At 55.6% G+C, this 25,537-nt stretch carries 25 protein-coding genes; 13 read left to right on the forward strand and 12 right to left on the reverse strand.

All coding sequences use genetic code 11. The features are described 5' to 3' along the window. Nucleotides 1-60: 60 nt before the first annotated feature. A complete protein-coding gene (locus F8N43_RS08630; RefSeq protein ID WP_150653605.1) occupies nt 61-273 on the reverse strand; it encodes a transcriptional regulator in 213 nt (70 codons plus the stop codon). 107 nt (nt 274-380) lie between these two features. Here F8N43_RS08630 and F8N43_RS08635 point away from each other — a divergent pair, with 107 nt between their 5' ends. The 3 genes from F8N43_RS08635 to F8N43_RS08645 all read left to right on the forward strand — a co-directional run bounded on the left by F8N43_RS08635 (nt 381) and on the right by F8N43_RS08645 (nt 2,080). Then, entirely contained in the window at nt 381-1,016 is a 636-nt protein-coding gene (locus tag F8N43_RS08635; RefSeq protein ID WP_318182892.1) for an XRE family transcriptional regulator, read from the forward strand. Between the two features lie 145 nt (nt 1,017-1,161). Beyond that, nucleotides 1,162-1,413, forward strand: a complete 252-nt coding sequence (locus tag F8N43_RS08640; RefSeq protein ID WP_150653607.1) for a DUF1654 domain-containing protein — start codon at nt 1,162-1,164, stop codon at nt 1,411-1,413. A 385-nt stretch (nt 1,414-1,798) separates the two neighbouring features. Continuing rightward, nucleotides 1,799-2,080 (forward strand): hypothetical protein, encoded by a 282-nt coding sequence (locus F8N43_RS08645; protein ID WP_150653608.1) that lies wholly within the window; start codon nt 1,799-1,801, stop codon nt 2,078-2,080. On the opposite strand, the gene F8N43_RS08650 is transcribed toward F8N43_RS08645, so the two are convergent. After that, entirely contained in the window at nt 2,058-2,993 is a 936-nt protein-coding gene (locus F8N43_RS08650; protein ID WP_150653609.1) for a hypothetical protein, read from the reverse strand. The genes F8N43_RS08645 and F8N43_RS08650 overlap by 23 nt on opposite strands. 353 nt (nt 2,994-3,346) lie before the next feature. Here F8N43_RS08650 and F8N43_RS08655 point away from each other — a divergent pair, with 353 nt between their 5' ends. Together F8N43_RS08655 and F8N43_RS08660 are read left to right on the forward strand one after the other, a co-directional pair. After that, nucleotides 3,347-3,622 (forward strand): hypothetical protein, encoded by a 276-nt coding sequence (locus tag F8N43_RS08655; protein WP_224787802.1) that lies wholly within the window; start codon nt 3,347-3,349, stop codon nt 3,620-3,622. Further along, entirely contained in the window at nt 3,619-3,891 is a 273-nt protein-coding gene (locus F8N43_RS08660; RefSeq protein WP_150653610.1) for a hypothetical protein, read from the forward strand. The genes F8N43_RS08655 and F8N43_RS08660 overlap by 4 nt, the downstream gene beginning before the upstream one ends. Nucleotides 3,892-4,197: 306 nt before the next feature. Here F8N43_RS08660 and F8N43_RS08670 read toward each other — a convergent pair whose 3' ends face one another. Further along, nucleotides 4,198-5,325, reverse strand: a complete 1,128-nt coding sequence (locus F8N43_RS08670) for a putative phage abortive infection protein (RefSeq protein ID WP_224787816.1) — start codon at nt 5,323-5,325, stop codon at nt 4,198-4,200. 170 nt (nt 5,326-5,495) lie between these two features. Between F8N43_RS08670 and F8N43_RS08675 the strand changes: the two genes are divergently transcribed. Continuing rightward, the gene (locus F8N43_RS08675) at nt 5,496-6,272 is read left to right on the forward strand and encodes a DUF2786 domain-containing protein (protein ID WP_150653612.1); all 777 of its coding nucleotides are present in this window, start codon (nt 5,496-5,498) and stop codon (nt 6,270-6,272) included. A 167-nt stretch (nt 6,273-6,439) separates the two neighbouring features. On the opposite strand, the gene F8N43_RS08680 is transcribed toward F8N43_RS08675, so the two are convergent. After that, entirely contained in the window at nt 6,440-7,087 is a 648-nt protein-coding gene (locus F8N43_RS08680) for a hypothetical protein (protein WP_150653613.1), read from the reverse strand. A gap of 52 nt (nt 7,088-7,139) precedes the next feature. Between F8N43_RS08680 and F8N43_RS08685 the strand changes: the two genes are divergently transcribed. After that, nucleotides 7,140-7,775, forward strand: a complete 636-nt coding sequence (locus F8N43_RS08685) for a hypothetical protein (protein WP_150653614.1) — start codon at nt 7,140-7,142, stop codon at nt 7,773-7,775. Nucleotides 7,776-7,827: 52 nt separating this feature from the next. Here F8N43_RS08685 and F8N43_RS08690 read toward each other — a convergent pair whose 3' ends face one another. Both F8N43_RS08690 and F8N43_RS08695 read right to left on the reverse strand, forming a co-directional pair. Then, nucleotides 7,828-8,790: a HEPN domain-containing protein gene (locus tag F8N43_RS08690; protein WP_150653615.1), complete on the reverse strand. Its 963-nt coding sequence runs from the start codon at nt 8,788-8,790 to the stop codon at nt 7,828-7,830. Between the two features lie 29 nt (nt 8,791-8,819). After that, nucleotides 8,820-9,029, reverse strand: a complete 210-nt coding sequence (locus F8N43_RS08695; RefSeq protein ID WP_150653616.1) for a hypothetical protein — start codon at nt 9,027-9,029, stop codon at nt 8,820-8,822. A gap of 101 nt (nt 9,030-9,130) precedes the next feature. Between F8N43_RS08695 and F8N43_RS08700 the strand changes: the two genes are divergently transcribed. Beyond that, nucleotides 9,131-9,373, forward strand: coding sequence for a DUF4224 domain-containing protein (locus F8N43_RS08700; RefSeq protein WP_150653617.1), 243 nt, complete (start codon nt 9,131-9,133; stop codon nt 9,371-9,373). Nucleotide 9,374: 1 nt separating this feature from the next. Further along, the gene (locus F8N43_RS08705; RefSeq protein ID WP_150653618.1) at nt 9,375-10,424 is read left to right on the forward strand and encodes a tyrosine-type recombinase/integrase; all 1,050 of its coding nucleotides are present in this window, start codon (nt 9,375-9,377) and stop codon (nt 10,422-10,424) included. 317 nt (nt 10,425-10,741) lie between these two features. Here F8N43_RS08705 and F8N43_RS08710 read toward each other — a convergent pair whose 3' ends face one another. Together F8N43_RS08710 and F8N43_RS08715 are read right to left on the reverse strand one after the other, a co-directional pair. Next, nucleotides 10,742-10,930, reverse strand: coding sequence for a hypothetical protein (locus tag F8N43_RS08710; protein ID WP_150632590.1), 189 nt, complete (start codon nt 10,928-10,930; stop codon nt 10,742-10,744). 57 nt (nt 10,931-10,987) lie between these two features. Further along, nucleotides 10,988-12,163, reverse strand: coding sequence for a XylR family transcriptional regulator (locus F8N43_RS08715; protein WP_150639486.1), 1,176 nt, complete (start codon nt 12,161-12,163; stop codon nt 10,988-10,990). A 176-nt stretch (nt 12,164-12,339) separates the two neighbouring features. Between F8N43_RS08715 and xylA the strand changes: the two genes are divergently transcribed. The 4 genes from xylA to F8N43_RS08735 all read left to right on the forward strand — a co-directional run bounded on the left by xylA (nt 12,340) and on the right by F8N43_RS08735 (nt 17,583). Then, the gene (gene xylA / locus F8N43_RS08720; RefSeq protein WP_150653619.1) at nt 12,340-13,656 is read left to right on the forward strand and encodes a xylose isomerase; all 1,317 of its coding nucleotides are present in this window, start codon (nt 12,340-12,342) and stop codon (nt 13,654-13,656) included. 149 nt (nt 13,657-13,805) lie between these two features. Then, nucleotides 13,806-14,807 (forward strand): D-xylose ABC transporter substrate-binding protein, encoded by a 1,002-nt coding sequence (gene xylF / locus F8N43_RS08725; RefSeq protein ID WP_123366393.1) that lies wholly within the window; start codon nt 13,806-13,808, stop codon nt 14,805-14,807. A gap of 82 nt (nt 14,808-14,889) precedes the next feature. Then, entirely contained in the window at nt 14,890-16,446 is a 1,557-nt protein-coding gene (xylG, locus tag F8N43_RS08730; RefSeq protein WP_150632593.1) for a D-xylose ABC transporter ATP-binding protein, read from the forward strand. Further along, a complete protein-coding gene (locus F8N43_RS08735) occupies nt 16,447-17,583 on the forward strand; it encodes a sugar ABC transporter permease (protein WP_150632594.1) in 1,137 nt (378 codons plus the stop codon). 362 nt (nt 17,584-17,945) lie between these two features. Here the strand turns inward: F8N43_RS08735 and F8N43_RS08740 are convergent, their stop codons facing one another. The 4 genes from F8N43_RS08740 to F8N43_RS08760 all read right to left on the reverse strand — a co-directional run bounded on the left by F8N43_RS08740 (nt 17,946) and on the right by F8N43_RS08760 (nt 25,537). Beyond that, nucleotides 17,946-20,072 (reverse strand): TonB-dependent siderophore receptor, encoded by a 2,127-nt coding sequence (locus F8N43_RS08740; protein ID WP_150653620.1) that lies wholly within the window; start codon nt 20,070-20,072, stop codon nt 17,946-17,948. Between the two features lie 454 nt (nt 20,073-20,526). Beyond that, nucleotides 20,527-22,950: an efflux RND transporter permease subunit gene (locus F8N43_RS08750; protein WP_150639490.1), complete on the reverse strand. Its 2,424-nt coding sequence runs from the start codon at nt 22,948-22,950 to the stop codon at nt 20,527-20,529. Nucleotides 22,951-23,002: 52 nt separating this feature from the next. Continuing rightward, nucleotides 23,003-24,106, reverse strand: coding sequence for a WD40/YVTN/BNR-like repeat-containing protein (locus tag F8N43_RS08755; RefSeq protein WP_150632597.1), 1,104 nt, complete (start codon nt 24,104-24,106; stop codon nt 23,003-23,005). A gap of 69 nt (nt 24,107-24,175) precedes the next feature. After that, complete coding sequence (locus tag F8N43_RS08760; RefSeq protein ID WP_150653621.1) at nt 24,176-25,537, reverse strand: DUF1329 domain-containing protein; 1,362 nt, start codon at nt 25,535-25,537, stop codon at nt 24,176-24,178.

The following is a 25,537-nucleotide window of genomic DNA, read 5'->3' on the forward strand; positions in this document are numbered from 1 at the left end:
ACCCTCAAATTTGTTTCCGTGGCGAGTAGCAACCGCAACCCGCAAAATGTTCTTCATCGACTACGCAACACTGACCGCGGTTTTTGGTTCTGCGCATAGGTCGCGGGCCGATATCAGCCCATTGGTAAGCTCTTCTGCTTTGAACGCGGTTTTCGCACTCATGGAATAGGCTCCCGTGACCCAGTAGGAAACCGCGGCTTGAGTAACCCCCAGCGCAAGAGCTGTTTTGGTCTGCCCGCCGAAGTGCTCGACGAGCCTTTCGATAGGGGTCATAAAGAGCCCTCCTAATAAGCATGCTTATATCGTATTAAGAAGGAGGCTTATTTGCAAGAGCATAAGGGAACTTATAAATTACGGATATGACGACACTAGCCGAACGCATGAAGCTCGCACGCAAGCATGCGAACCTGACCCAGAAAGCGCTGGCCGATAAGGCCGGAGTAGAGCAACCCGTAATTTCGCAACTGGAGACAGGAAAAAACCAGCAGAGCGTCCATCTCGCGAAATTTGCCCACCTTTGCGGTGTAAGTGCGATCTGGCTTTCTGATGGGATTGGATCGATGACAGACAAACTGTCGGGCGACTCCAACGTGAAAATGGCACCACAACCCGCCCAGCTTTATCGATATCCAGTAATCAGTTGGGTTTCCGCTGGTTCTTGGGAAGAGGCAGTTCAACCATACCCTGACGGATTCTCCGATCGCTACGAGCTTTCAGATTACGACTCGAAAGGCCCGGCTTTTTGGCTCGAGGTGAAAGGTGACTCGATGACGGCACCGTCAGGGGTCAGCGTTCCTGAAGGCATGATGATTTTGGTGGATACAGAAGCCGACGTTAAACCTGGAAAATTGGTAATCGCGAAACTCCCGGCCAGCAACGAGGCCACCTTCAAGAAACTTATAGAAGACGGTGGTGTGCGGTATCTGAAGCCGCTCAACCCGGCATACAGAATGGTTGAGATGGATGAGGACTGCCGGATAATCGGCGTCGCCGTTCGAATGACCGGCAAGCTCTAGTCGTTGACCTCGTTATCGAAGCCCGCCACCTGGTGGGCTTTTTAATGTCCGCCCCACAAAAGAGTACAATTGTACTCCATACACATTGCCGTTTTGCCAAGGATGAAATACTGTTTATCCATACAGCAACGCCAAGGAAGATGGCATGAATCAAAGCAATACAAACGTCGCCGGCACCAATACCTGTTATGAACAAGTAGGCCGAAGATTTCAACGAATGTTGTCAGATCCGAGAGTGCAGAAGTATCAGGCAATCACCATAACCAGGCGCGAGGATGAAGCCCTGGAAGCTTGGAATCGCATCTTGCAAGAACTTGACGATACGGACGGTATAACGGTGGAAAGGCTGGATATTGATAGCGTACGGATCGGCTGGAGGAGATACCTCGACTACTGAACGAAGCCCGCGCAATGCGGGCTTTTTATCGTCCCGCGTAAATTTTATAAGTTTACTTATTGACGAGAGGCGATAAGCACGCTTATATTTGATTCAAGCCGAACAGCACGGCCAGCAGTGAAAGCTGCGCCGCTCTTTAACAGTCAGCGCAACAAACAAACCAACAGACCACATTGCCTCTACCGGCGACCGGCGAGCAGACAGGCCCGAAAGCCTGCCAACGACAGGAACAACCTGGACGGCTGCTCGATGGTGAAACGCCTCTACCGTGTGAGTGACCCGGTATGCAACGCGCCCCGCCCCTTCCGGCGGCAATAGGATGGAGAGCATCACTGAAGCACCTTCTTGCGAGGGTGCTTTGGGATGACTACAGGAGGTTCACGAAATGAAAAATGTGTTGGGTGACACTAACTTTTACTTTAAGCGAACAGCTTGGATCAAGCCGCCAATCAATCAGACGATCTTGATTTACAACTCATGTGATGGTTATCACTTGGCTACTTGGTCTGGCGATGAATTTATCTCGGCCATGGGGAATGCTTTGCCAGATGGATTGGCAGAACTGTGGCATGAATTGCCATCTGAAGCAGATCTACTAAATGCCCTGAACGACCGGGCATTTATTGAGCTTTCACTAAAATCAATTATTGAGACGAAGCTGCCTTGAGTTGATCCAACGCTACTTTGACTTCGCGTCTGGAGGAGCGATCTAAATCAGGTTCAAGCAGCCGCAGAGCCTCAATATTTTCTATGCTAAAAAAGCTCTCGCCCTCCAAGACGACCAGAGTCGTTTCATGAATTCGAGGTTCTAACGTCTGCGCCCACTTCGCGTATCGGCGCAGCTCTGACGATGTCAATTGAGCAACTTCGGAATCGTTTAGTCTGTTTAGCTCGTTTACTGTGTTCAGGATATCTTGCCGAAGCAATTGGTGAAGATCGTACTTCCAGAAGCTGAGCCCGGCCAAAACGCCTGCCGGTGCAGATTTCGTCGGACGGCGTCGAGCAAACCAATGCTCGAATGGCTCCAAGTTCCCTTTGCTATCAGGCTCAACTTCATGGGAGTACTGGCGTAGAGCTTCTGACTCGTCCATCAAAACAGTCTTGAACAGTTTGACCTGAGCTAGCTTTGCTCTACCCAATATCAAGCGAGCCAATTGGGGGTGGGCTTTGTTCAGGAAAATTTTAAGCCTGGCAACCCTGCCAGATCGCAGCTCAAGATCGTCCAGCGAAGGTTGCAGAGTTGCAAGCAGTTGTCTAACTTCAAATATTTTCTCAACATTTCTAACTTCGCTTTGTTTCTGGCGGAATGCCGTCCGCTTCTCTTGGAAATTTACACCAAGGTGTTTTTTTCCACAAACATTCCCAATGTTAGTTTCAAAACCATCAGTGGTAACAACTAAGAAACCTCTCATGTGCGGTGTCCGACATCCCTGTATTCCGCACGGAATCATTTTCGTTTCTGGGAAAGTGTATTCACCGAGTATATCTAGAAGTTCTCGTGAGCCATCACTGAAATTCAGTGACTCACGGTAAAGAGGTCGATCTCGAAGCTCTTCAACGGTCTTCACACTGATTGCCATCGCTGTGCATCTCCTATGCCGGCCAATCGGATGGCAGATAATCGTATAGCAAACAGCCATCACCGGCATACACAAATGCGGACGAGTTCTCACTGCACAACCCGGCCCCCTGCATTTTCACGTCAACCAACATTGAGGATTGGCAGCCATGTAATAGCTCAATTGAAGCCCTCCCAATGGCGGCACCAGCGCTCACGTAGGGAGGTCTTCGTGAAGCATACAAAACCCGGTTCCGATCGGGCTTTTTTACGCCTGCCTTTATTCGTCAGCACTCTCCCCTGCGCCCAATGGCAAACAGCAGGCGGCGCCGAGTGGTGACGAATGAACGCAGCCCCACCACCGAGGGATCAGCCATGCAAATGCACCCACTGATTCAACAGCGCCGGGAAGTTCTCGACGCCCTGTTGATTCGCACCCACGCAGCCCGTGGAGAGTTCGCTCGCCTTGCAGGTCTTGCGGCACCGGATAAGAAAGTTCGCTTTCAGGTGAAGACGGTCGGCAATGCCTACCACATCGTTGACCAGGTCACTGGCAAGACCATGGCCTTCCGCTTCAACTATCAGGTCGCGCTGAACATGGCGATCGCATTCGAGAAGCAGGCCAATCGCTTGGCAGAAGGTGTGCATTGATCAGCGCACCACAACCCAATCCCCGCGATCTGATCATCAGCAACTTGAACAAACAGCTGGATCAATTCTTTGACGCTGGCAAGACAGCTGAGCAGGTGCCCGCAGTCGTGAGTGGTGAACGAGAGGCAATGTTCGGTACCTCGCACAGCAACAAGCTGCGCCTCGAACGCGACAAGCTCGCACCGATGCTCAAGAGCATGGCTGCAACAGGCATCACCTCGAGCGCAGCGGCTACCCAAACCGCATCCGGCAAAAACAAAAAGAACTGATCGCCAAAGAAAAGCTTCCAGTTCGCCTCGTCCAAATGAGGCGCTTCAACAAACTGACCTACGCCCGGCGCCGGCCGACATGGTTGGGATTGCCAGCCAGTGGGATTGAAGAGGTAGACCATGGCCAAGAGCAACTCGGATATGCAGCAGGACAAGCGTGCCAAGGAGAATGCTCTACTCGAACGGATCGGCGTCGAGAAGCGCTGCTGATTGTTTCGAAGGCGCTCGATGACGCGCTACAAATATTGGGAGAGCGTCACGACTTCGAGGAATGGCAGGAGACGGTTTCGACAGTCTTAGTCCAAATTACCGATGATCAGAATCGTCACCAAAGTCTGTATCGCCAGCTGACCGATGCAATGTTGCGCCAGCATATTTTTGGGATATAACATCGAAAATTTGAGCCTGAGTTATTTCTTCACTGTCAGCGTAAGCAATGCTCTGATATAGATTTTTTACCCTATCGTCCCTGTAGGGAGCAGGGAGCTCCACGCCTTTGAGCAGAGAGTATTTCTCTACATAATATTTAAGACCAGAGCCTTTTTCAGTTAAGCAATTAACAAATATGCAGCACTGCTCGTCGTTGCTCAGCTGCGCTCGGAGCATATTGGCATAGGTTCGCTGATCTCCATATTGCCTTACAGCTTTACGAATACGCATTCCTACTAGAGCCCCTTCGCGAAGGCCGCTAGTATTGCCATAGCCATCGATAAACTTCAATATTTGATGCAAATTTCTAAAGTAACGCAACATACCCATTGAGTACTCATTAGAATAATACTCTTTGTTCTGCAAAACCAGTTCGACGGCTTCCACACCAAAGGTTGCTCTAGGTAAGAACTTGGAACTTACCCAATCAAAACACTGCACGCCAACTTTAATATTACCAGTATTTATTACAGTAACAGAAGCAGCTTTAGCTTGTTGGGAATGCATATCTAGCAAGCGAAAAAATGTAGTCTCAAAACTCTGCCTTTCGACTGCCTGATTTTGCTTCTCAAATATCCTACTTTGCATTTTTTGGGTTTTGTTTGCTTCTCTTGCCTCGTCTCGTGCAAGAGACAAATCCTGCCGTTGCAGCACCAAGTTTATTAAAACCGCTATAAAAGCAACAAAACTTAGAAGCGGGTTGAGTATTCCTCCAACAAAGTCTCCAAGTTGCCCCCAATGCGCAGCGGTCTCAGGATATTGGACATTAACCCAAGGCAGATCGAAACCACCTTGAAAGTGAAAAAAAACAGCTGAGACCACCAATATAATTGGGGCTATAGCAACCAAAGCCAAAAAATAGATATATTTTGTTTTTACCGCTGCCCAAGCATCTTTCCAGCCTTGCTTCATCGATTCCAGATCTTCTTTAGAAAAGATTTCCCATAAATCCTCTACGTTTCTCACCTCACTCCTTTTAGGTTTGGCTGACAAGGAGATACGCATCTTCACAATTCAATTCCCCAAATGCTCAATGATATCAAAAAACAATCACTGATCCACCAAATACGTCAGTACACCCTTGGGGAGCCGAAACTTCAGTACAGCCTTGTCAAAAAGCTCCTCACAGTCGCCCCTCTTGAGTCAATAACGCCGCCCCATAAGGAGGACTTTCTATGTCCGTACAACAGATCGACGAAAAGAAACTCGAGCGCGCGATTCGCAAGATCAAGCACTGCTTGGCACTGGCTCAGAGCGCCAACGAGAACGAAGCAGCCACGGCGCTGCGGCAGGCTCAGGCACTGATGCGCGAGTATCGCCTGAGCGAAATGGATGTGAAGTTGAGCGACGTCGGTGAAGTCGAGTCGCAATTCTCTCGAGTCGAACGCCTCCCCGTGTGGGAGCGGAGTCTGAGCGGGGCTGTCGCTCATGTGTTCGGGTGCACCTCTCTGTACGGTCGGAAGTACTGCAAGGAAAAAGATCGAATCATAGCCCGCGTGTCCTTCGTGGGGGTGACACCTGCGCAGCATATCGCGCTCTATGCGTTTGAGGCGCTGCTGACAAAGCTGAAGTTTGCCCGCAAGGAATACGTCGCTGCGATACGTGCAGGCGTGCACCGCAGCCCCTACTCAGCTGAAACAGCAGGCGACCACTTCGCCCTGGCATGGGTCAACGAGGTTTACGGGAAGCTAAGCGCCCTTGTCCCGAAAGGCGAAGACGATATCCCGTCAGCAAGCGACGGCCGCGACATCATCGCCGTCGAAGCGCAAGACAAGGCACTGATCACCGAGTACCTCGCAAACAAAGGCGTGGGCAAAGCCCGCAAAGCGCGTAACGTCGATATCGACCTGAATGCGCAAATCGCGGGAATGCTCGCCGGCCGCATGGTTGATCTACACGCCGGCATTGCGCGCGGCGGCGAAGACACTCTTGCCCTACCATCCACTGCCTGATACCACCACCCTCCACCGCCCGGGCATGCCCCTGCATAGGACGCCCTATGGCCCCAGAAATCATCTGTTCACCAAAGTCAGAGGATAATTTGACAGTCCCCTGATATTTCAGGTGAACAGAGTCAGAGTAGATCCACACCTCCTTTCAGCAGATAACGTTGCCACTTCTATAACTTGGATTTCAACGAAGACTCCAAATCGTACAGCGCCTTTAAAAATTCATCAGTGAATGCCGAAGATGCTTGTTCAGAGTTATCGAACGCAATATTTTCGTCCCCCCTATATAATCCGACATAGAACTCTTCAGCATCTCCAAGAATTTGCGGATTTTCTTTTATCAACAGTGTTTTTACAGCCGCTTCCAACTCTGAATAGAGTTTTTGTAGACGTTTTAATCGAGCAACCATTAAATCACCCCAGGCGGCTTCGCAGCCAATGGCGGCAGCCTCTAGTCGCGCCTTAGCTGAAAGAGCCTGCTCATGTCTAGCCCTTAAGGCGTCGGCCAAGACCTCATAGTTTGCTACTTGTCTTTCCATAGATATCATTGCACCCCCAAAATTCAATGAATTCGCAATAAAGACGGGCTCACGAGCAGCTGAAATTGAATCTCTAAACTGATATAAACTTATCAACATCTCCATCGCTAGACTATGGTCAGTACTGCCCCTAAGTTGCTTTTTCCACGCAGACAAACCTTGCGCCCCAAAACAAACCGCCGCGATCACTCCGATTAATGAGACCGCCGTCCCAAGCAAACTGAATGCATCCTTGGTTAATGTCCAGTCGACATCTGAAATTGCAAGACAAATGTTCATGTGCGTCCCTAGCAGAATAACCCTCAAATAATTCTACAGATGAGGTATCCCCATGCCCACAGAAAACAAACCGACCGAGCCGCTGAAGGTTGATTGCTCGACTGTGACGAAACTGGTGATCACCGGCGCTCCACGGCTTGATCCGATCACGGTTTTCCTCGAAGACTTCGGGCGCCGTAACTGCCCGACCGAGTCTGATCCGAACTACCAGACCGCCCAAGGCAAGATCACGATCAACTGCAGGGACAACAGCTGGAACGCCTACTGGGGCGGCATGGGCCCCCGAACCGTTGCAGAATTCGTCTCCGACTGCGACTGGCACTACATCTTGAACTGTTTGGATCGCGGGATCAGCAGCACGCGATTCAGTGGCACTGCGCTTCATACCTTCGCCAAAAAGTGCATCGTCCAGCGCCGTCAGCAACAGACGGGCCGACACGACTGGGAGCTGGATGAGCTGAGCAAAGATGAGGCCCGCGAGCTTTGGCACGACATCGAGGCTCTGCGCAGCGTCGAGTCGCCGAGTGAATGCCGGCATCACGACAAGCTGCTGGCCGCGCTGTTCGGAGATGAATGGCATTACCCAGTCGACGACAACGCGGTCGAGGAAAACCACGAATTCACGTACCTGCGCCGCATTGTTGAAACGATACAGTCAGCTGTTCACCACTACGTCGTAAACATATGAAGACTAATTCTTTATCTCCGTGCTAGCCATAAATAAAGGAAAACCCTGCTCACTACGTCCTGGCTATACCGAACAAGAGCTTCCTGAAATACGCTTCAATACCGTCGTTCTCACCATCAAAAAGCTTGGACAACTCTGGACTATCAATAATCTTTAACGCGATCTCTCGCAACATAACCATCATATCTAAGCTCATGTCAGGTACCTGTTCAGCGACACTATCTTTAATATGAGATCCGTGTGTTATTTGAGATCGTACCGCATAACATTTTTTCATCATCTGATAGCTCTTCTCCATCGCTTCGCCGTCACCGCCCAGGAACATCGACACACGTTCGGACAGCCTATGAGTCAGTTCGGAAGTATCAGTAGAAAACAAGCTCTCTAGAGCGCTACACATCTGAGCTATTTTCATCGCGGGGTGCGAGGTTCTACGTGCCAGCTGAACAAAATTTATGAATCTAGCAAAACGAGTATAACTCTTTGATATGACGGGGGTTGCAATCGTTACGCCACGATCATGAATATAAGTTCTAAGCTTTAAACTCCTTTCAATCCACTGCTCCAGATCATTTAAATTAATAGTTTTGACAGTTAGCCGCCCACCATAAGAGTTGCTCGCATGTGATGCCAAGTTATTATTCGACCATTCTACCACTTTGCCTTTTTCACTTTTTTTTGCGAAAGCAATTTCACTATGAATACAACTATCATAGACAAGCCACGAATCTTGCAGAATCCACTCAATCCACACCAACCAACAAAAAAGAACCTCTGAAGCAGGCGAATCATCCCCCCAAGCAGCATGATCAAACTCACCAACCACTATGTTACTTGCTGCTTGAAAGTGAGAGTATTCTATTTCCCCCGCGTAGCGCCTAAAATCTGAACCAATATAGTCCGATACATTTTTAGCTCCAACAACTAGATTAACGCCCGGCATAAACTCATAACTACCAGAAGGAACATTGAAATTCAAATATCTGATAGTAGTTAATAGCTTGACCTTCCACATATAAACCCCGTCCAGGTTAAAAACCTCCATCATAACCAGTTCAGCACTCGCAGCACTCTCTCGAATGTTCGCTCACTCGCCACCCACGCCAGCATGACAAGGCCGTCTCCCGCGACGACGAAAATAAACCCACCAACCGCATCGATGACGACCAGAAATATTCCCAGCGTCAGGAGTGCGGCACCGAGCGCCCCCAGTACCGTCCGGATTTGCTTTTGCTCGGGATACTTATTGAACATCCGAATACTCCGCATCAGTTGCGCATCGATCAACTGTAGCCCAAGCGCAACCACCCAATATCAACCACCTTCTGCCGCCACGCGCGACATGGAGCATCACAATGGAAACAGAAATCCTCTCCGACGAGGAACTGGCCGAACTCACTGGCTACAAGGCTCGGGCCTACCAGCGACGCTGGCTAATTGATCGCCAATGGGTGTTCGTCGAAAGCCGCGGCAAGCGCCCGCTGGTGGGCCGCATGTACGCCCGCATGAAGCTGGGCATGATCAGCCCTACGATTGCCGATCCGAACCCGCCGCCGGCAACACCGGCATGGACGCCAGACTATTCGCAGGTGAACTGATATGCGCCCCCGCAAGACCGAAACACGCCATTTACCTCCCCGGATGTATCAGTGGACACGAAAAAGGAAGAGCGGAAAGGTGTGGATCGCCTATTACTACCTGGACATGACAGGCAAGGCGATCCCGCTGGGCAGGGATTTGGACTTGGCCAGGATCAAATGGGCGGATTTGGAGGCGAAGGAGAAGCCCCTCGATCTGCGCACCATGAAGGGCATCTTCGACCGATACATCCGCGACATCGTATCGAAGAAAGCGGCGAGGACGCAGAAGGATAATTTGGCGGAAATCAAGCAGCTTCGGCCGATGTTCGACAGCGCTCCTATCGACTCAATCACCCCAGCAACTATCGCCGGGTACCGCGACGCGCGGACCGCCAAGGTTCGCGCGAATCGCGAGATCGCCACCCTCTCCCACGTGTTCAACATTGCTCGGGAATGGGGACTGACGACCAAAGAGAATCCCTGCCAGGGCGTGCGCAAAAACAAGGAAACGCCGAGGGACTATTACGCGAATGATGTGGTTTGGGATGCTGTTTACATGAAGGCAGCTCAAGAGCTGAAAGACGCGATGGACTTGGCCTATCTGACCGGGCAGCGACCGGCAGATGTTCTGGTTATGAGAAAGGACGACGTCGAGGGAAATTACTTGGGAGTTCAGCAAAACAAGACACACAAAAAGCTGCGTATCCAGATGACTGACGGTGATGAGCCAAACAGCCTGGGCCTGTTGATCGGGAAAATGGCCGAGCGCAATGCTCAGCACATTTGCAGCTATTTGATCGTGAGCGCACGCGGCAAGCGGATGACCGCGAAGATGCTTCGCGATCGATGGGACGACGCCAGAGAAAGGGCCAAGAAAGAAGCTGATGAAAAAGGCGATGTTCAGCTGGCGGAGAAAATCGGAGGCTTCCAGTTCAGAGACATCAGACCGAAAGCGGCGTCGGAAATCCTCGATATTGGTGATGCGAGCCTGCTCTTGGGGCACACCAAAGGGGACATCACCGAGCGCGTCTATCGACGAATTGGCGCCATCGCCAAGCCCTCGAAATAGCCCGAAAAACCGTTACAAAACTCAAACTTCGCCCCTTGTAGAATGCGGGCTGTAGAGATGTTGAAAAATAAAGGTATCGTAACGAAAGTCGGCTACTAGCCACGGTTTCACAGGCTTTGAATATCGGTCTTGAAAACCGTCGACTGTAACAGGTCCATGAGTTCGAATCCCATCGCCTCCGCCATCTTGAATACGTTAGAGCCCTGATTAGTCAGGGCTTTTTCGTTTCTGGGGTTTGTGCATTGGGGTCGCCCGCTCCGTGGACGTTTCCGCATCTTTTCGGCTATTTCCGCAACGCCCTCCGCAATCTCCCGCAATCATTTAATGCCACTGGTATAGATGAGCAAGGCTATGAAAGCTGCGAATGGAGAAAGCAGAATCAGCCCCCCGACGACAACTGCCCAGCCCCAGGCAAAACCACTGTCTCCCTTGAAACGGCCGCCACTGAGCAAGCCCAGCACAAAAACGCCCATGCGATGAGCTATCAAATCGATTACGAAGTCCATTGACCCTTTCTCCTTGTCGGTTTTCCCAGGAACGTCAGAACGACCGCATTTGACCGACTACCTGGCACCCTGCTGATATTCACGAGGCGTACATCCAAACTCGCGACGGAACACCGTGTGCAGATATTGTGCGGATTTGAAGCCGCAACTGCGGGCAACGTCCGCAATCGCGGTGTCAGTATTTTCCAGCCCGCTGGTGGCCGCCGCCAATTTGAAACGCAGAATCTCGTCGTGCACGCTGCAGCCGCGCACGGTGCGAAAGTGCGACTCCAGCGATGAGCGCGACACGCCGACATACGCCGCTACCTGCGCCGTCTTGATGCCCTGGCAGGCATATTGGCGGATAAACAACAGCGCTTGCATGACGTAGGGGTTGCCCAAAGGTTGGTGCAAACTCGACACCTGCACGTTGATCGCATCAGGCGGAATCAGGATGTGCGTGCCCGTGGACGGCATGCCGTGCAGCATCTGGTGAAGTAACTGCGCGGCGGTGCGGCCCATGGTTTCGGTGCCCTGGATAACAGAACTCAGGGGGACCCGGGTCAGGCTGCGTGTCAGGGGGTCGTTGTCGATACCGATCAATGCCACCTGCTCGGGTACGGCGATCCCGGCGGTCAAGCAGGCTTGCAGCAACTGCCGGGCGCGGGCGTCACTGACGGCGATGATACCGATGGGCTTGGGCAAGCTTTGCAGCCAGGCGATCAGTTGTTCGACGGCGCTGTCCCAGAGCGGTGCGCTGGTGCCCATGCCGCGATAGACCTCAGCGTGCAAGCCGTCACGTTGCATCAGTCGTCGAAAGGATTTTTCCCGTTCCTGGGCCCAACGATTGGCCTGCGCTTCAGGCAGGCTGAAGCAGGCAAAACGCTGCAGCCCCGCCTCGATCAAGTGTTCGTAAGCCAGGGTGATCAGTGCGTTATTGTCGGTGGCGACGTAAGGAATTCCTTTCGGATAGGCGCGCTCATCCTGATAGGAACCACCCACTGCCACCACCGGCAACTTGATGTCGGCCAGCGCCTCGCCAATCAGCGGATCGTCGAAGTCGGCAATGATCCCGTCACCTTGCCAGCGCTCGATCCCTTTCAACCGGCAGAGAAAATCCTCTTCCAGGAACAGGTCCCAGGACGCGCGGGTGCTGCTCAGGTAGTTGCCGATACCGCTGATGATGCCCCGGTCATAGATCTTGCTCCCGTTGAACAACAGTGCGATGCGGTGAACAGGCGGTACTGTTTTCATTGTTTTTATGCTTGTTCCGGGGCCCCTTCTCACGGAGGCGGTTTGCACAGACTAGGCGCGCAGACGATGAATCTCAATACGCAAAATCGCACCCCGCGTTGGTGATTTTCATAATCAGCAGGCATGGGGCCGTTGCTAGTATCGAGACACCGCCAAGAACAACAAGGACATTGCCAATGCCGTACTTCCCCGAAGTCGACAAGATTCGCTACGAAGGCCCTGCCAGCGATTCTCCCCTCGCCTTCCGTCATTACGACGCCGACAAAATCATCCTCGGCAAACCCATGCGCGAACACCTGCGCATGGCCGCCTGCTATTGGCACACCTTCGTCTGGCCGGGTTCCGATGTGTTCGGCGCAGGAACGTTCAAGCGCCCGTGGCAACACGCCGGCGACCCGATGGAGCTTGCCATTGGCAAGGCCGACGCCGCGTTCGAGTTCTTCTCCAAATTGGGCATCGACTATTACTGCTTCCACGACACGGATGTCGCCCCGGAGGGCAATTCGCTGAAGGAGTATCGCAACCACTTCGCGCAAATGATTGATCACCTGGAGCGACACCAGGAAGAAAGCGGGATCAAACTGCTGTGGGGCACCGCCAACTGCTTCAGTAATCCGCGCTTTGCCGCCGGCGCCGCCAGCAACCCGGACCCCGAAGTGTTTGCCTTCGCCGCTGCCCAGGTGTTCAGCGCCATGAACGCGACCCAACGCCTGAAAGGCTCCAACTACGTGTTGTGGGGCGGTCGCGAAGGCTACGAAACCCTGCTCAATACCGACTTGAAACGTGAACGCGAACAACTGGGTCGCTTCATGCGCATGGTGGTCGAGCACAAGCACAAGATCGGTTTCAAAGGCGACCTGCTGATCGAACCCAAGCCGCAAGAGCCGACCAAGCACCAATACGATTATGACAGCGCCACGGTGTTTGGCTTTCTTCAGCAGTTCGGCCTGGAAAAGGAAATCAAGGTCAACATCGAAGCGAACCACGCGACCCTGGCCGGTCATAGCTTTCATCACGAGATTGCAACAGCCGTCTCGCTGGGTATTTTCGGCAGCATCGATGCCAACCGCGGTGATCCGCAAAACGGCTGGGACACCGATCAATTCCCCAACAGCGTCGAAGAAATGACCCTGGCCACCTATGAAATTCTCAAGGCCGGCGGGTTCAAGAATGGCGGGTACAACTTCGACTCCAAGGTTCGCCGCCAGAGCCTCGATGAGATCGATCTGTTCCATGGTCACGTCGGCGCCATGGACGTCCTGGCCCTGTCCCTGGAACGGGCAGCCGCCATGGTGCAGAACGATCAGCTGCAGCAGCTCAAAGATCAACGCTACGCCGGCTGGCAGCAGCCGTTCGGGCAGGCGGTGTTGACGGGTGAGTTCAATCTCCAGTCATTGGCCGAATATGCCTTCGCCAACGAACTGAATCCGCAGGCCGTCAGCGGCAGGCAGGAAATGCTCGAAAACGTCGTCAACCGGTTCATCTATCGCTGATCGCCAACGGAGTCTGCGGGCGCAACAACGCTGTGACATTCGCACGACAAATCTGTGTTCGCTGCGTCTACCGATTCTCTACAGTTCTACCAGCCCGAGACTCATCGTCAGGCAGTGTCTTTCAAACAAAAATAAAAGGACGCACCACCATGAAGAATGTAAAACGCGCGCTATTGGCCAGCGCCCTGGCGCTGCTGTCGCTACCGGTAATGGCCGATGCTGCCCACCCGAAAATCGGCTTCTCCATTGATGATCTGCGGCTGGAACGCTGGTCGCGTGACCGCGATTACTTCGTTGCGGCGGCGGAGAAAATGGACGCCAAGGTCTTCGTTCAGTCTGCCGATGCCAACGAGCAAAAGCAGATTTCGCAAATCGAAAACCTCATTTCCCGTGGCGTCGATGTCATCGTCATCGTGCCGTTCAACGCCACGGTGCTGACCAATGCGGTGGCCGAAGCGAAGAAAGCCGGCATCAAGGTCGTGTCCTATGACCGCCTGATACTCAACGCGGATATCGACGCCTACATTTCCTTCGATAACGAGAAGGTCGGCGAGATGCAGGCCAGCGGCGTGCTGCACGCAGCGCCCAAGGGTAATTACTTTCTGCTCGGTGGTGCGCCCACTGACAACAACGCAAAAGTCCTGCGTGAAGGTCAGATGAAAGTGCTGCAACCGGCCATCGACAAGGGCGATATCAAGATCGTCGGCCAACAATGGGTAAAGGAATGGAACCCTACCGAAGCGCTGAGCATTGTTGAAAACGCCTTGACCCGCAACGACAACAAAATCGACGGTATCGTCGCCTCCAACGACGCCACGGCAGGCGGCGCCATCCAGGCACTGGCCTCTCAGCAACTGGCCGGCAAGGTGCCGATTTCCGGGCAGGACGCAGACCTCGCAGCTGTCAAGCGAGTGATCGCCGGCACGCAAACCATGACCGTGTACAAACCGCTCAAACTCATCGCCTCCGAAGCCGCCAAGCTCTCGGTGCAACTGGCGCGTAACGAGAAACCCGCCTACAGCTCGCAGTACGACAATGGCAGCAAAAAAGTCGACACCATCCTGCTCACTCCGACTCCGTTGACCAAGGACAACATCGACTTGCTGGAACAAGACGGGTTTTACACCAAGGCGCAGATTGCCGGGCAGTGATCGTCGCCCCGTAATGCCACCTGCAGGAGCGAACTTGCTCCTGCGGGACCGGCCTCGTATCTGCCGCTTATGAGTCTCTGCCATGTCCGACTATCTGCTGCAAATGAACGGTATCGTCAAAACTTTCGGCGGTGTCAAAGCGCTCAATGGCATCGACATCAAGGTCAAGCCGGGTGAGTGCGTCGGGTTGTGCGGCGAGAACGGCGCAGGCAAATCCACGCTGATGAAGATCCTTTCCGCGGTCTACCCCCATGGCACCTGGGACGGTGAAATCCTCTGGGACGGTCAACCCCTGAAGGCGCAATCGATCAGCGAAACGGAAGCCGCCGGTATCGTCATCATTCACCAGGAACTGACGCTGGTTCCCGACCTGTCGGTGGCCGAGAACATTTTCATGGGCCATGAACTGACGCTGCCCGGTGGGCGGATGAATTATCCGGCGATGATCCACCGCGCCGAAGCCCTGATGCGTGAACTGAAAGTGCCGGACATGAACGTATCGCTGCCAGTTTCGCAGTACGGCGGCGGCTATCAGCAACTGGTGGAAATCGCCAAGGCACTGAACAAGCACGCCCGCCTGTTGATCCTCGACGAGCCTTCATCGGCCCTGACCCGTTCGGAAATCGAGGTGTTGCTGGACATCATCCGCGAACTCAAAGCCAAGGGTGTTGCCTGTGTCTACATCTCCCACAAGCTCGATGAAGTGGCCGCCGTGTGCGACACCATTTCGGTGATCCGCGACGGCAAACACATCGCCACGACCGCCATGGCGGACATGGATATTCCACAGATCATCACCCAGATGGTCGGACGGGAAATGAGCAACCTCTACCCCACCGAGCCACACGACATTGGCGAGGTGATTTTCGAGGCTCGCCACATCACCTGCTACGACGTCGACAACCCCAGGCGCAAACGGGTCGACGATATTTCGTTCAGCCTCAAGCGCGGGGAAATTCTCGGCATCGCCGGACTGGTCGGTGCAGGCCGCACCGAACTGGTGACAGCGCTGTTCGGCGCCTACCCCGGCCGCCACGAAGGCGAAGTCTGGCTGGAAGGCCAACTCATCGACACCCGCACGCCGCTCAAGTCAATCCGTGCTGGCCTGTGCCTGGTGCCCGAGGACCGCAAGCGCCAGGGCATCATTCCAGACCTGGGCGTCGGCCAGAACATCACCCTGGCCGTGCTGGACAGTTACTCGAAACTGACCCGCATCGATGCCGAAGCCGAACTAGGCAGCATCGATCGGGAAATTTCGCGCCTGCACCTCAAGACCGCGAGCCCGTTCCTGCCGATTACCAGTCTGTCCGGCGGCAATCAACAAAAAGCCGTCTTGGCGAAGATGCTGCTGACCAAACCCCGGGTGCTGATTCTCGATGAGCCCACCCGAGGTGTGGATGTCGGCGCCAAATACGAGATCTACAAGCTGATGGGAGCGCTGGCGGCCGAAGGTGTGTCGATCATCATGGTGTCGTCGGAGCTGGCCGAAGTGCTAGGCGTTTCCGACCGCGTACTGGTGATCGGCGAAGGCCAGTTGCGTGGCGACTTCATCAACCACGGACTCACTCAGGAACAGTTGCTCGCCGCCGCACTCAGCCAGCCTGCTGGCAATAACAATAATGATCGGAAATCCGCGTAAATGAATCAGGTCAAACAACTCTTCACCCGCTACAAGATGCTCGCACTGGTGTTTGCCGTGGCGTTCATCTGGCTGTTCTTCAGCTGGCAGACCGAGGGCGGATTCCTGACACCGCGCAACCTCTCCAATCTGCTGCGCCAGATGTCCATTACCGGGATTCTCGCCTGCGGCATGGTACTGGTCATCATCAGCGGCGAGATCGATTTATCAGTCGGCTCATTGCTGGGCCTGCTCGGTGGCGTCGCGGCTATTCTCGACGTGATCTACCACATACCGTTGCTGGCGAACCTGAGCCTTGTCGCCCTGTGCGGACTGTTGATCGGCCTCGCCAACGGCTATATGGCCGCCTACCTTCGCATTCCGTCTTTCATCGTCGGGCTGGGGGGCATGCTGGCTTTTAGGGGCATTTTGCTGGGGATTACCGGCGGCACGACTATCGCCCCGGTATCGCCGGAGCTCGTCTATATCGGCCAGGGTTATTTGCCGCACTCGATCGGCACGGGCCTGGGCGTTCTGCTGTTTGCACTGACGTTATTCCTGACCTGGAAACAACGGCGCAATCGCGCCCTTCACGGCCTGGCGGCACACTCACTGGTGCGTGACGTAGTCCGCGTGCTGTTGATCGGCGCGGTGCTGGCCGGCTTCGTCCAGACCCTCAACAGCTACGACGGCATTCCCGTGCCGGTCCTGCTTCTGCTGGTTCTACTGGGCGGGTTCAGCTACGTGACCAGCCAGACAGTGTTCGGCCGACGCGTCTATTCCGTGGGCAGCAACATGGAAGCGACACGCCTGTCCGGTATCAATGTGCAAGCCGTGAAGCTCTGGATTTTCGGGATCATGGGCGTCATGTGCGCCCTCGCCGGCGTGGTCAACACCGCACGCCTGGCCGCTGGTTCGCCCTCGGCCGGCAGCATGGGCGAACTCGACGCCATCGCCGCCTGCTTCATCGGCGGCACCTCCATGCGCGGCGGCTCCGGTACGGTCTATGGCGCCCTCCTCGGCGCGCTGGTCATCACCAGCCTGGATAACGGCATGTCCATGCTCGACGTCGACAGTTACTGGCAGATGATCGTCAAAGGCAGCATTCTAGTGTTGGCCGTGTGGGTGGATGTGAGCACTCGGACCGGGAGACGTTGATTCGCTGCGGAAAGTACACGGAACACAAAAGACAAAAATCTTCATAACTGACTGTTTTTGAATTTGTCTTATGCACCAAACAGAACATCAATGAACATCAAAATAAACGACATCGCCTCCGCCATCTTTATACGACAAAGCCCTGATTATTCAGGGCTTTGTCGTTTCCGGGCGTCAGCTTTATTGACATGCCACCCACAGCTCGTTTCCGCATTTATCTCGCAATTTACACCCCCCTCTCGCCTGCTGATTGAAAATAACTGAGGCCTGCAAATGCCGCCTTTGCAGGACCACCAGCGCTGGCAAACTTCGCCTCGCTTCCAGCTTCATCGAGCAAGCTCAGCGTGCGCCACAAAGACGCGCTACAAGGTGTAGGAAATACCGACTTGCACGGTTCGTGGCGCACCCGGATAGGCGTATACGTTGCCGAACGCACCTTCTTCGTAATCGCGATCAAACAGGTTTTTCACGTCAAGATTGAGCCGCACCTTGTCATTGATCTTGTAGAAGCTGAGCAAGTCAACGACGGTGTAGCTGCCCATCGAAAACGCGGTGTTGGCGGTTTGCCCAGCGCGCTCGTCGACGTACTTGAGTCCGGTGCCCAAGCCAAGTCCCTTGAGGGTGCCGTCCTGGAACTCATACATATTCAAAAGGCTGAAGCTGTTTTTCGGGATGTTCAGCAGGCGCGTGCCAGAGCGCAGCACGTTATCTTTGGTCACCGCGGCATCAACATAGGCGTAGCCGCCGATCACGCGCCATTCGGGGGTAAGGTTACCGGCGACGTTGACGTCGAAACCGCGGCTGCGCACTTCACCGGCAGCAACGCTGAAGGTCGAATCAACGGGATCGGTGGTCAAAACGTTACGCTTCTCGATCTGATAGATCGCCGCGTCGACACTCAACTGCTCATCCAGTGCTTCCCACTTGATACCCATTTCGTAAGACTTGCCCTTCTCAGGCGCAAACCCACCGCCGAGACGGCTTGCCCCGGTGTTGGGCTTGAACGATCGCGCGGTGTCGGCGTAGACCGCTAATGTCTCGGTCAAGTCGTAGGTCACGCCAATGCGCGGGGTCACCGCGTTGTCACTGGCCTGCCAGCTCTTGCCGCCCGGCACGTAGGTTTCGTAGTCATGTTCGAAACGTTCGAAACGCGCCCCTGCCAGCACTTTCAGTTTGTCGGTCAGTGCCACCTGATCCTGCACGAACGCGGCATACGTCTTGAGGTTTTCCTTGTCATGAGTCGGCGTGCGAGTCAGCGCCGGACGCGGCTGGCCGTACACTGGATCGAAGATGTCGATCGGGTACGCGCTGACAGCACCGCTGGAGCGTTGAATGATCGACTTGTAGTCGTAATCTTCGTACTCGATACCGGTGAGCAAAGTGTGCTGCAAACCAGCGGTATCGAAATGGCCGGTCAAATTGAGTTGGGTGTCCTTGTCGGTCCACTCCAGCTTGCGATAGTTAAAGTTGCGCCCCAAGGTGCGGCCGTCATCGGCAATACCGTTGGCCTCGACCGCGTTGCCCTTGAGCGAACCATCAAGCCACTGGAAGCCGCCGCCCAGCGTCCAGTCGTCATTGAGCATGTGCTCGAAACGCAATTGCGCCATGTTGTTGTCGTTGTGCAATTTGCCAACGTCTTTTTCGCCGAAAAAGCTGTCGCGGGAGGCGGTGCCAATCTGTTTGGCGTAACGCGTAACGCCACGATCCAGAGGCGCGTTGTTGCGCATGAAATCGCCTTCGAAAATGAGCTTGGTCGCTTCGGTTGCCTGCCACGTCAGCACAGGAGTGATTCCGTAGCGCTCGGTTTCGACGTGATCGCGGAAGGTGTCGCCGCCCTCGCCCACTACGTTCAGTCGATAAGCCAGGCGGCCTTCTTCGTCGAGCGGGCCGGAAGCGTCCAGCGTGCCGCGCTTCATGCCCTGATCGTTCAATTGACTGCCCAAGGTGACGGTGCGCTCGGGTAGCGGCTGCTTGGAAACCACGTTGAACGTCCCGCCAGGATCACCCCGACCGTAGAGCATGGTTGCCGGGCCGCGCAGCACTTCGAGTCGCTCGATAGAGTTGGCATCCGGCATGTTCGGGTAGCCGCGGTTGATCGGAAAACCGTTGCGGTAAAACTCGCCAGTGGTGAAGCCACGAACGGTAAACGTGGTCAGGCCCTGCCCACCGAAATTGTTCGCCCGCCCCACGCCCCCGGCGTAGTCCAGTGCTTCCTGCAAACGGGTCGCTCCGAGATCCTCGACCGCATCCTTCGAGACCACACTGATCGATTGCGGGGTTTCATGGATCGACGTGTCGGTACGCGTGGCGCTGGCCGAGCGCGTTGCCCGATAACCCTGAACCGGCCCGTCCGCCCTTTCGTAATTCGCGGTACCGACAACATCGGTTGCGTCCAGCTCAAGCGTTGAGGGGCCTACATCCGTTTGTTCAGCCCATGAGGAAGACGACAACGCTTGCAGTACACAAATGGAAAACAGGGTTCGACGCATGGAGAGGAAAACCTTTACGAATAGGCCAATGCACAGGGTAAAAACGCCAATAAAGACCCGCGCATGCTATACAAAACCATTCGCAATTAAAACTAATTCCCATTAGCGCACATGAACAACTCATCACGTCATTCGGAGAATGGGCGAAACGAGCGGTGCGCCATCCACTGAATTTTCGCTGCGATGCTCAAGTGATGCTCTCTCACGCGCCCTCTCTACCAAGCCAAAGAGTGGCCTCCTTCCAGGCTCCAACCGTCACAAGCTCTTCTAAAGTTTCCAACAGAATTTTTTCCCAACTCAACGCCAGGCGACTGTTTCTGCGCTCCCGGAGCGTAGTGAGCGAAACGGTAGACCGGATGCCGGGTCTCTCAATGGCATGCCCCACCAGAATGCCATTGGCGATATCCTGGACTTACCCGGGGCGTTGTCGCGGTGTGCCTCCTTGCCGAGCCCTTCAGCTCTCCTTGATTAACTGCGCAAGCAGCCTCGTTTCAGGCTTTTTTGCGAAGACCTTCTGCGGCAGCAGCAGCCAGGCCAATGCTGGCAGCAAGATCAAGGCGCCGAGCATGTTCACCAGGAACATGAAGGCCAGCAGGATGCCCATGTCCGCCTGGAACTTGATCGGTGATAAAGCCCAGGTCGACACCGCGACCGCCAGTGTCATGCCGGTCAGCAAGACCACTTTGCCGGTGAACAGCAGCGACTGGTAATACGCTTGGGCCAGGGTATCGCCAGCACGCATTCGAGCCAGGATCACGCTCAACACATAGAGCGCGTAGTCAACGCCGATGCCCACGCCGAGTGCGATCACCGGCAGTGTCGCGACTTTCACTCCCATGCCCAGACTCACCATCAGCGCCTCGCAAAGAATCGAGGTGAGCATCAGCGGCAGCATTGCACAGAGGGTGGCGCGCCAACTGCGGAAGGTCAGCAGGCATAACAGGCTGACCGCACCGTAAACCCAGAACAGCATCTCGTTCATGGATTTTTTCACCACGATGTTGGTCGCGGCTTCGATCCCGGCACTGCCGGCGGCCAACATGAACTTGACCTCTGGCACCTGATGCTCAGCGATAAATTTCTCGCTGGCCTCCACTACCCGGTTCAGGGTATCGGCCTTGTGATCGGCCAGGTAAACGTACAGCGACAGCATCGAGCAGCCCTGATTGAAGAGCTCTCGCGGCGCTCGGGTCTGCACCGCACCCAACGCGCCGTCATTGGGGATCAGCTCATACCATCTGAAGTTACCTTCGTTGTAACCCACCGTGGCGATCTTGCTCAGCGCCGCCATGGAGGTGGTCGACTCCACACCCGGTAGTTGCTCCAGCTGCCAGGCCAGCGCATCCACCGCAGACAGGCTGGCGTAGCGCGTGCACTGATCCTCCGGAGTTTTGATCATGACCACGAAAATATCCGAGCTGGCGGCGTAGTTGCGGGTCATGAACAGCGCGTCGCGGTTGTAGCGCGAGTCGGCCCGCAACTCCGGCGCGCCGGGATCGAGATCGCCGATCTTCAGGTGCAGGCTCACGGCAAAACCGAACGCGGCCAGCAGCAGGCCGCCCAGCATGGCGCCAATGGCCCAGCGCCGCTGGGTGAACAGATCGAGAAAACGCCACAACGGATGCTTGATCTGCGCCTGCAGCTCGGCGGTTTCCGAACTCAGGCTGCGTTGTGCCGCTGCCGGGCTGACACCGATGTAGCTGAGCAGGATCGGCAGCAGAATCAGGTTGGTGAAGATCAGCACCGCCACGCCGAGGCTGGCGGTGATCGCCAGGTCCTGAATCACCCGAATATTGATCAGCAGCAACACCGCGAAGCCCACCGCATCGCAGAGCAACGCGGTCATGCCGGCGGCAAACAATCGGCGAAAGGTATAACGCGCAGCCACCACCCGATGGGTGCCGCGACCGACGTCCTGCATGATGCCGTTCATCTTTTGCGCGCCATGACTCATGCCGATGGCGAACACCAGAAACGGCACCAGCGCCGAATAAGGGTCCAGCTCATAACCGAGGATGGCGAGCAGACCGAGCTGCCAGAGCACCGCCACCAGCGAGCACGTCACCACCACCAGGGTACTGCGCGCGCAACGGGTGTAGCCATAGAGCACCACCACGGTCACCAGTACTGCCACCACGAAAAACAGCAGTACCTGGGTCAACCCCTCGATCAGATCACCAACGATCTTGGTGAAACCGGTGATGTGAATCTGCACATCATCGGTCTGGTATTTGTCCCGCAGGGTTTCCAGTTGCCGGGAAAACTCGCCGTAGTCCAGGGCTTTGCCAGTCTGCGGACTGATTTCCAGCAGGGGCACGAAGATCACGCTGGACTTGAAGTTGCCGGCCACCAATTGACCGACCTCGCCGGAGCGGGCGACGTTGGTTCGCACCTGTTCGATACTGGCGGCAGAACCATCGTAGTCGTCGGGGATCACCGTACCGCCATCCAGGCCCTCCTCTGTCACTGCGGTCCAGCGCGTGGTCGGGGTCCATAACGACTTCATATAAGGCCGATCGACGCCCGGCAGCAGATAGAGCTCGTCGTTGAGCCTGGCCAGGGTGTCGAGGTAGTCCTTGGTGAAGATGCTGCCCTGCTTGACCTCCACGGCGATGCGCAGCGAGTTGCCCAGGCCGCTGAGCTCGCTGCGATTTTCCAGGAAGTTGGCGACATAGGGGTGACCGGTAGGAATGGTCTTCTCATAACTGGCGTTGATGCCGATGCCCGTGGCTTGCCAGCCAAGCAGCAGGGTCACCAGCAGACACAGCAGGATTACCAGCGGTCGATGGTTGAAGATCGCCCGCTCGGCGAAGTTGCCCGACGCCTGGTCAAAGTCTTCCAGGCGGCCGATCACGGTTTGGGTTTTGTCGTCTTTCAAGTCTGACTCCTGTTGCACGGGCCTCGGCCCGATAGCGCTGCACCGTGAAGTTTCAAGGTTGGCCGGATGCCCGCGGATCCTGGTCAGCGGCCACGCCGCTCAAACCGACGCTAGCCAAACTGCCGTCCACCGCCTGTTGCACGGCGGCGACCGTTGCGCCGCTGCGGCTCTGACGTTTGTTGAAGCTGCGACCCTGGTCGTGGCTGAACAAGAGTTCACCGCTCTGGCTGACCATCAGCAGACTGCCGTCGCGCAGTTCGATGGCTGTCGCCAGCGTTGACTCGACGCCGGTGTCGAGGCGCCGCCAGCTGTCGCCACGGTCATCTGACCACCAGGCGTTGCCGCGCAGGCCATAGGCAATCAAGGCACCGCCACGGGTGCCGAGCAGACCGAAAAAGCTGCCTTCATAAGGTGATTTCAAGGCCTGGAACGAATGCCCGGCATCGGTCGAACGCAACAGTAAACCGCGCTCCCCCACCAGCAGCAGGTCATTGCCCGACGCACGAATGCCATACAGGTTCAGGCCCTGTGGATTGTCCACATGCTGCATCCACGGTCGCCAGTTTTGCCCGCCATCGTCAGTGCGGTAGATCTGGTTGTAGGCACCCACGATGTAGCCATGTAACCGGTCACTGAAGTACAGGTCGAGAAACGGCTTGTCCGGTCCGTCGCTCAGTAAATGCCGCGCCTGTTCCAGGTTGCTGGCACCGCCCGGTTGATCGGCATTGCGCTGCGCATCCTGCAGCGCCAGCCTGGCGGCACTTTCACCGTCTAGCTGTTTGTGCCAGGTTTCACCGCCGTCCTCGCTGTGCAGTACGACACCTAGATGACCCACTGCCCAACCCTGCTCCGCGTCGACGAATTGCACCGCTGTCAGGCTGACGCTGACCGGTACGCTGGCCTGGCGCCAGGTATTTCCCGAATCGTCCGAGAGCAGCACGATGCCCCGCTCTCCGACCGCCACCAAGCGCTCCCCGGCCCGGGCCAACCCGAGCATTACCGAGCGCTGGACCTTGGCGGTCGGCAATGCCGGCTGCTGCAGCACCGCGAACGTCGCGGCCTGCGCAGCAATGGACGTGCTCGCCAACAGACACAACGTCAGGGCGAAGGCCCCCCATCGCCGGCCGAAACTCGCAAAGCATTTTTCAACGTTCATGTCTTTATCCCGCTTGGAAAATCGCTCGCGACCGTGACGAGCTTTTCGCCCGCCACGGCCACCCAGGGTTCAACGCATGTTTTCGTTGGCCATGGCATCCGGCGTGAAGTAGGAGGCCGAAGGCTTCGCGACTTTCTGGTACTGAACCGCCAGATCATTGCTCGAGGAGTTGAGGAAGTAGGCGCCGGTGTCGAGGTTGTAACTGCCCCACATGACCTGTGCAGTGAGCGCCGGCAGGTCCGGTGCCAACAGCGTCAGCGAATACATCTGGCGCCCCAGTTTGCCCTGCGCGTCATAACCGTCGGCCATCAGGATCTGCCAGGAGTCCTCGTCGACGTAGTAGGTCCGGCGCGGCACCACATGGCGCTTGCCGGATTTAAGCGTGGCCTCGACCACCCAGACCCGATGTTTCTCCCAGCGCACCAGATCGGGATTGAGGAAGTTCTGTTTGACCAAATCGTCGCTCTTGGCAAGACCGGCGCGGTTGTTGTTGTAGGCGACGATCAGTTCTTTCTTGCCCATCAGCTTGAGGTCGTAGCGATCGGTCGGTCCGAACAGCATGAACGCTTCGTCGAACAGACCGACCCCGGAGGTGACGAAGTCCGGGGTGTCGTAGGCGATGTTCGGCGCCCGGCGCACACGACGCTGGCCAACCAGGTACTGCCAGGCCGCACGGTTGGTCGGGTCCAGGTCCCAATGGGTCATCAGGCCTTCGCCGGCCTTCGACGACGGCAGTTCGGTCAACAGTTTGCCAATCAGGTATTTGCCGGAAAAATTCTCCGGGCTGCCGTTTTCGACGTAGTAGGGAAACTGGTAGGTGTACTGGGCACGGGTCGCCTGGACTTTCTTGCCGCCCGCCGTCATCAGCCAAGTGTCGAAAGGCGAGCTGATGGTATCGCCGCCCTGCCAGGACAGCCGATAGTTCCACAGGACTTGCGCGCCGTTGTCCGGAATCGGGAACGGGATGCCGCCGTAGGCGCTGGCGACTTTCTCGGTCTCAACGTCCAGCGTGGCGCGGAGGGCATTCTTGGCGGTGTTGTCATAGACCCATTGCGGGGCTGCTGCCGAGCGATGGGTGGGGTAAACGTCCAGCCGGTAGTCCGGGTATTTCTTCAACAGAACCTTGGTACCTTCGGCCAGCTCGCTGGCGTACTGCTCCATGTTCGAGGCCTTGATCGAGTACAGCGGTTTCTCGCCGGCGAATGGATCGGGACGTTTGTCGCCCGCCTTGTAACCCGGCGCAACCTTGGTGTAGCCGCCATCCCAGGCCGGGATGCTGCCATCGGCGTTGCCGGCGCGCTCGCCGCCAAGGGGTGTCAGTTCGGACTTCAAACGGGCCGCCTGTTCGGGCGACACCGCTGCCTGTGTCAGGCTCATGCCGGCAAGGGCCAGGGTGAGGACGCACGTGTTGAGAAATGCTTTGTTCTGCAT

The sequence above is a fragment of the Pseudomonas fluorescens genome, assembly GCF_902498065.1.
In the GTDB taxonomy this organism is placed as follows: domain Bacteria; phylum Pseudomonadota; class Gammaproteobacteria; order Pseudomonadales; family Pseudomonadaceae; genus Aquipseudomonas; species Aquipseudomonas fluorescens_BJ.

Excerpts from the sequence above, each read along its gene's own strand:
- F8N43_RS08630 (WP_150653605.1), bottom strand. The coding sequence starts at position 273 with ATGACCCCTATCGAAAGGCTCGTCGAGCACTTCGGCGGGCAGACCAAA.
- F8N43_RS08635 (WP_318182892.1), top strand. The coding sequence starts at position 381 with ATGAAGCTCGCACGCAAGCATGCGAACCTGACCCAGAAAGCGCTGGCC.
- F8N43_RS08640 (WP_150653607.1), top strand. The coding sequence starts at position 1,162 with ATGAATCAAAGCAATACAAACGTCGCCGGCACCAATACCTGTTATGAA.
- F8N43_RS08645 (WP_150653608.1), top strand. The coding sequence starts at position 1,799 with ATGAAAAATGTGTTGGGTGACACTAACTTTTACTTTAAGCGAACAGCT.
- F8N43_RS08650 (WP_150653609.1), bottom strand. The coding sequence starts at position 2,993 with ATGGCAATCAGTGTGAAGACCGTTGAAGAGCTTCGAGATCGACCTCTT.
- F8N43_RS08655 (WP_224787802.1), top strand. The coding sequence starts at position 3,347 with ATGCAAATGCACCCACTGATTCAACAGCGCCGGGAAGTTCTCGACGCC.
- F8N43_RS08670 (WP_224787816.1), bottom strand. The coding sequence starts at position 5,325 with ATGCGTATCTCCTTGTCAGCCAAACCTAAAAGGAGTGAGGTGAGAAAC.
- F8N43_RS08675 (WP_150653612.1), top strand. The coding sequence starts at position 5,496 with ATGTCCGTACAACAGATCGACGAAAAGAAACTCGAGCGCGCGATTCGC.
- F8N43_RS08680 (WP_150653613.1), bottom strand. The coding sequence starts at position 7,087 with ATGAACATTTGTCTTGCAATTTCAGATGTCGACTGGACATTAACCAAG.
- F8N43_RS08685 (WP_150653614.1), top strand. The coding sequence starts at position 7,140 with ATGCCCACAGAAAACAAACCGACCGAGCCGCTGAAGGTTGATTGCTCG.
- F8N43_RS08690 (WP_150653615.1), bottom strand. The coding sequence starts at position 8,790 with ATGTGGAAGGTCAAGCTATTAACTACTATCAGATATTTGAATTTCAAT.
- F8N43_RS08695 (WP_150653616.1), bottom strand. The coding sequence starts at position 9,029 with ATGTTCAATAAGTATCCCGAGCAAAAGCAAATCCGGACGGTACTGGGG.
- F8N43_RS08700 (WP_150653617.1), top strand. The coding sequence starts at position 9,131 with ATGGAAACAGAAATCCTCTCCGACGAGGAACTGGCCGAACTCACTGGC.
- F8N43_RS08705 (WP_150653618.1), top strand. The coding sequence starts at position 9,375 with ATGCGCCCCCGCAAGACCGAAACACGCCATTTACCTCCCCGGATGTAT.
- F8N43_RS08710 (WP_150632590.1), bottom strand. The coding sequence starts at position 10,930 with ATGGACTTCGTAATCGATTTGATAGCTCATCGCATGGGCGTTTTTGTG.
- F8N43_RS08715 (WP_150639486.1), bottom strand. The coding sequence starts at position 12,163 with ATGAAAACAGTACCGCCTGTTCACCGCATCGCACTGTTGTTCAACGGG.
- xylA (WP_150653619.1), top strand. The coding sequence starts at position 12,340 with ATGCCGTACTTCCCCGAAGTCGACAAGATTCGCTACGAAGGCCCTGCC.
- xylF (WP_123366393.1), top strand. The coding sequence starts at position 13,806 with ATGAAGAATGTAAAACGCGCGCTATTGGCCAGCGCCCTGGCGCTGCTG.
- xylG (WP_150632593.1), top strand. The coding sequence starts at position 14,890 with ATGTCCGACTATCTGCTGCAAATGAACGGTATCGTCAAAACTTTCGGC.
- F8N43_RS08735 (WP_150632594.1), top strand. The coding sequence starts at position 16,447 with ATGAATCAGGTCAAACAACTCTTCACCCGCTACAAGATGCTCGCACTG.
- F8N43_RS08740 (WP_150653620.1), bottom strand. The coding sequence starts at position 20,072 with ATGCGTCGAACCCTGTTTTCCATTTGTGTACTGCAAGCGTTGTCGTCT.
- F8N43_RS08755 (WP_150632597.1), bottom strand. The coding sequence starts at position 24,106 with ATGAACGTTGAAAAATGCTTTGCGAGTTTCGGCCGGCGATGGGGGGCC.
- F8N43_RS08760 (WP_150653621.1), bottom strand. The coding sequence starts at position 25,537 with ATGCAGAACAAAGCATTTCTCAACACGTGCGTCCTCACCCTGGCCCTT.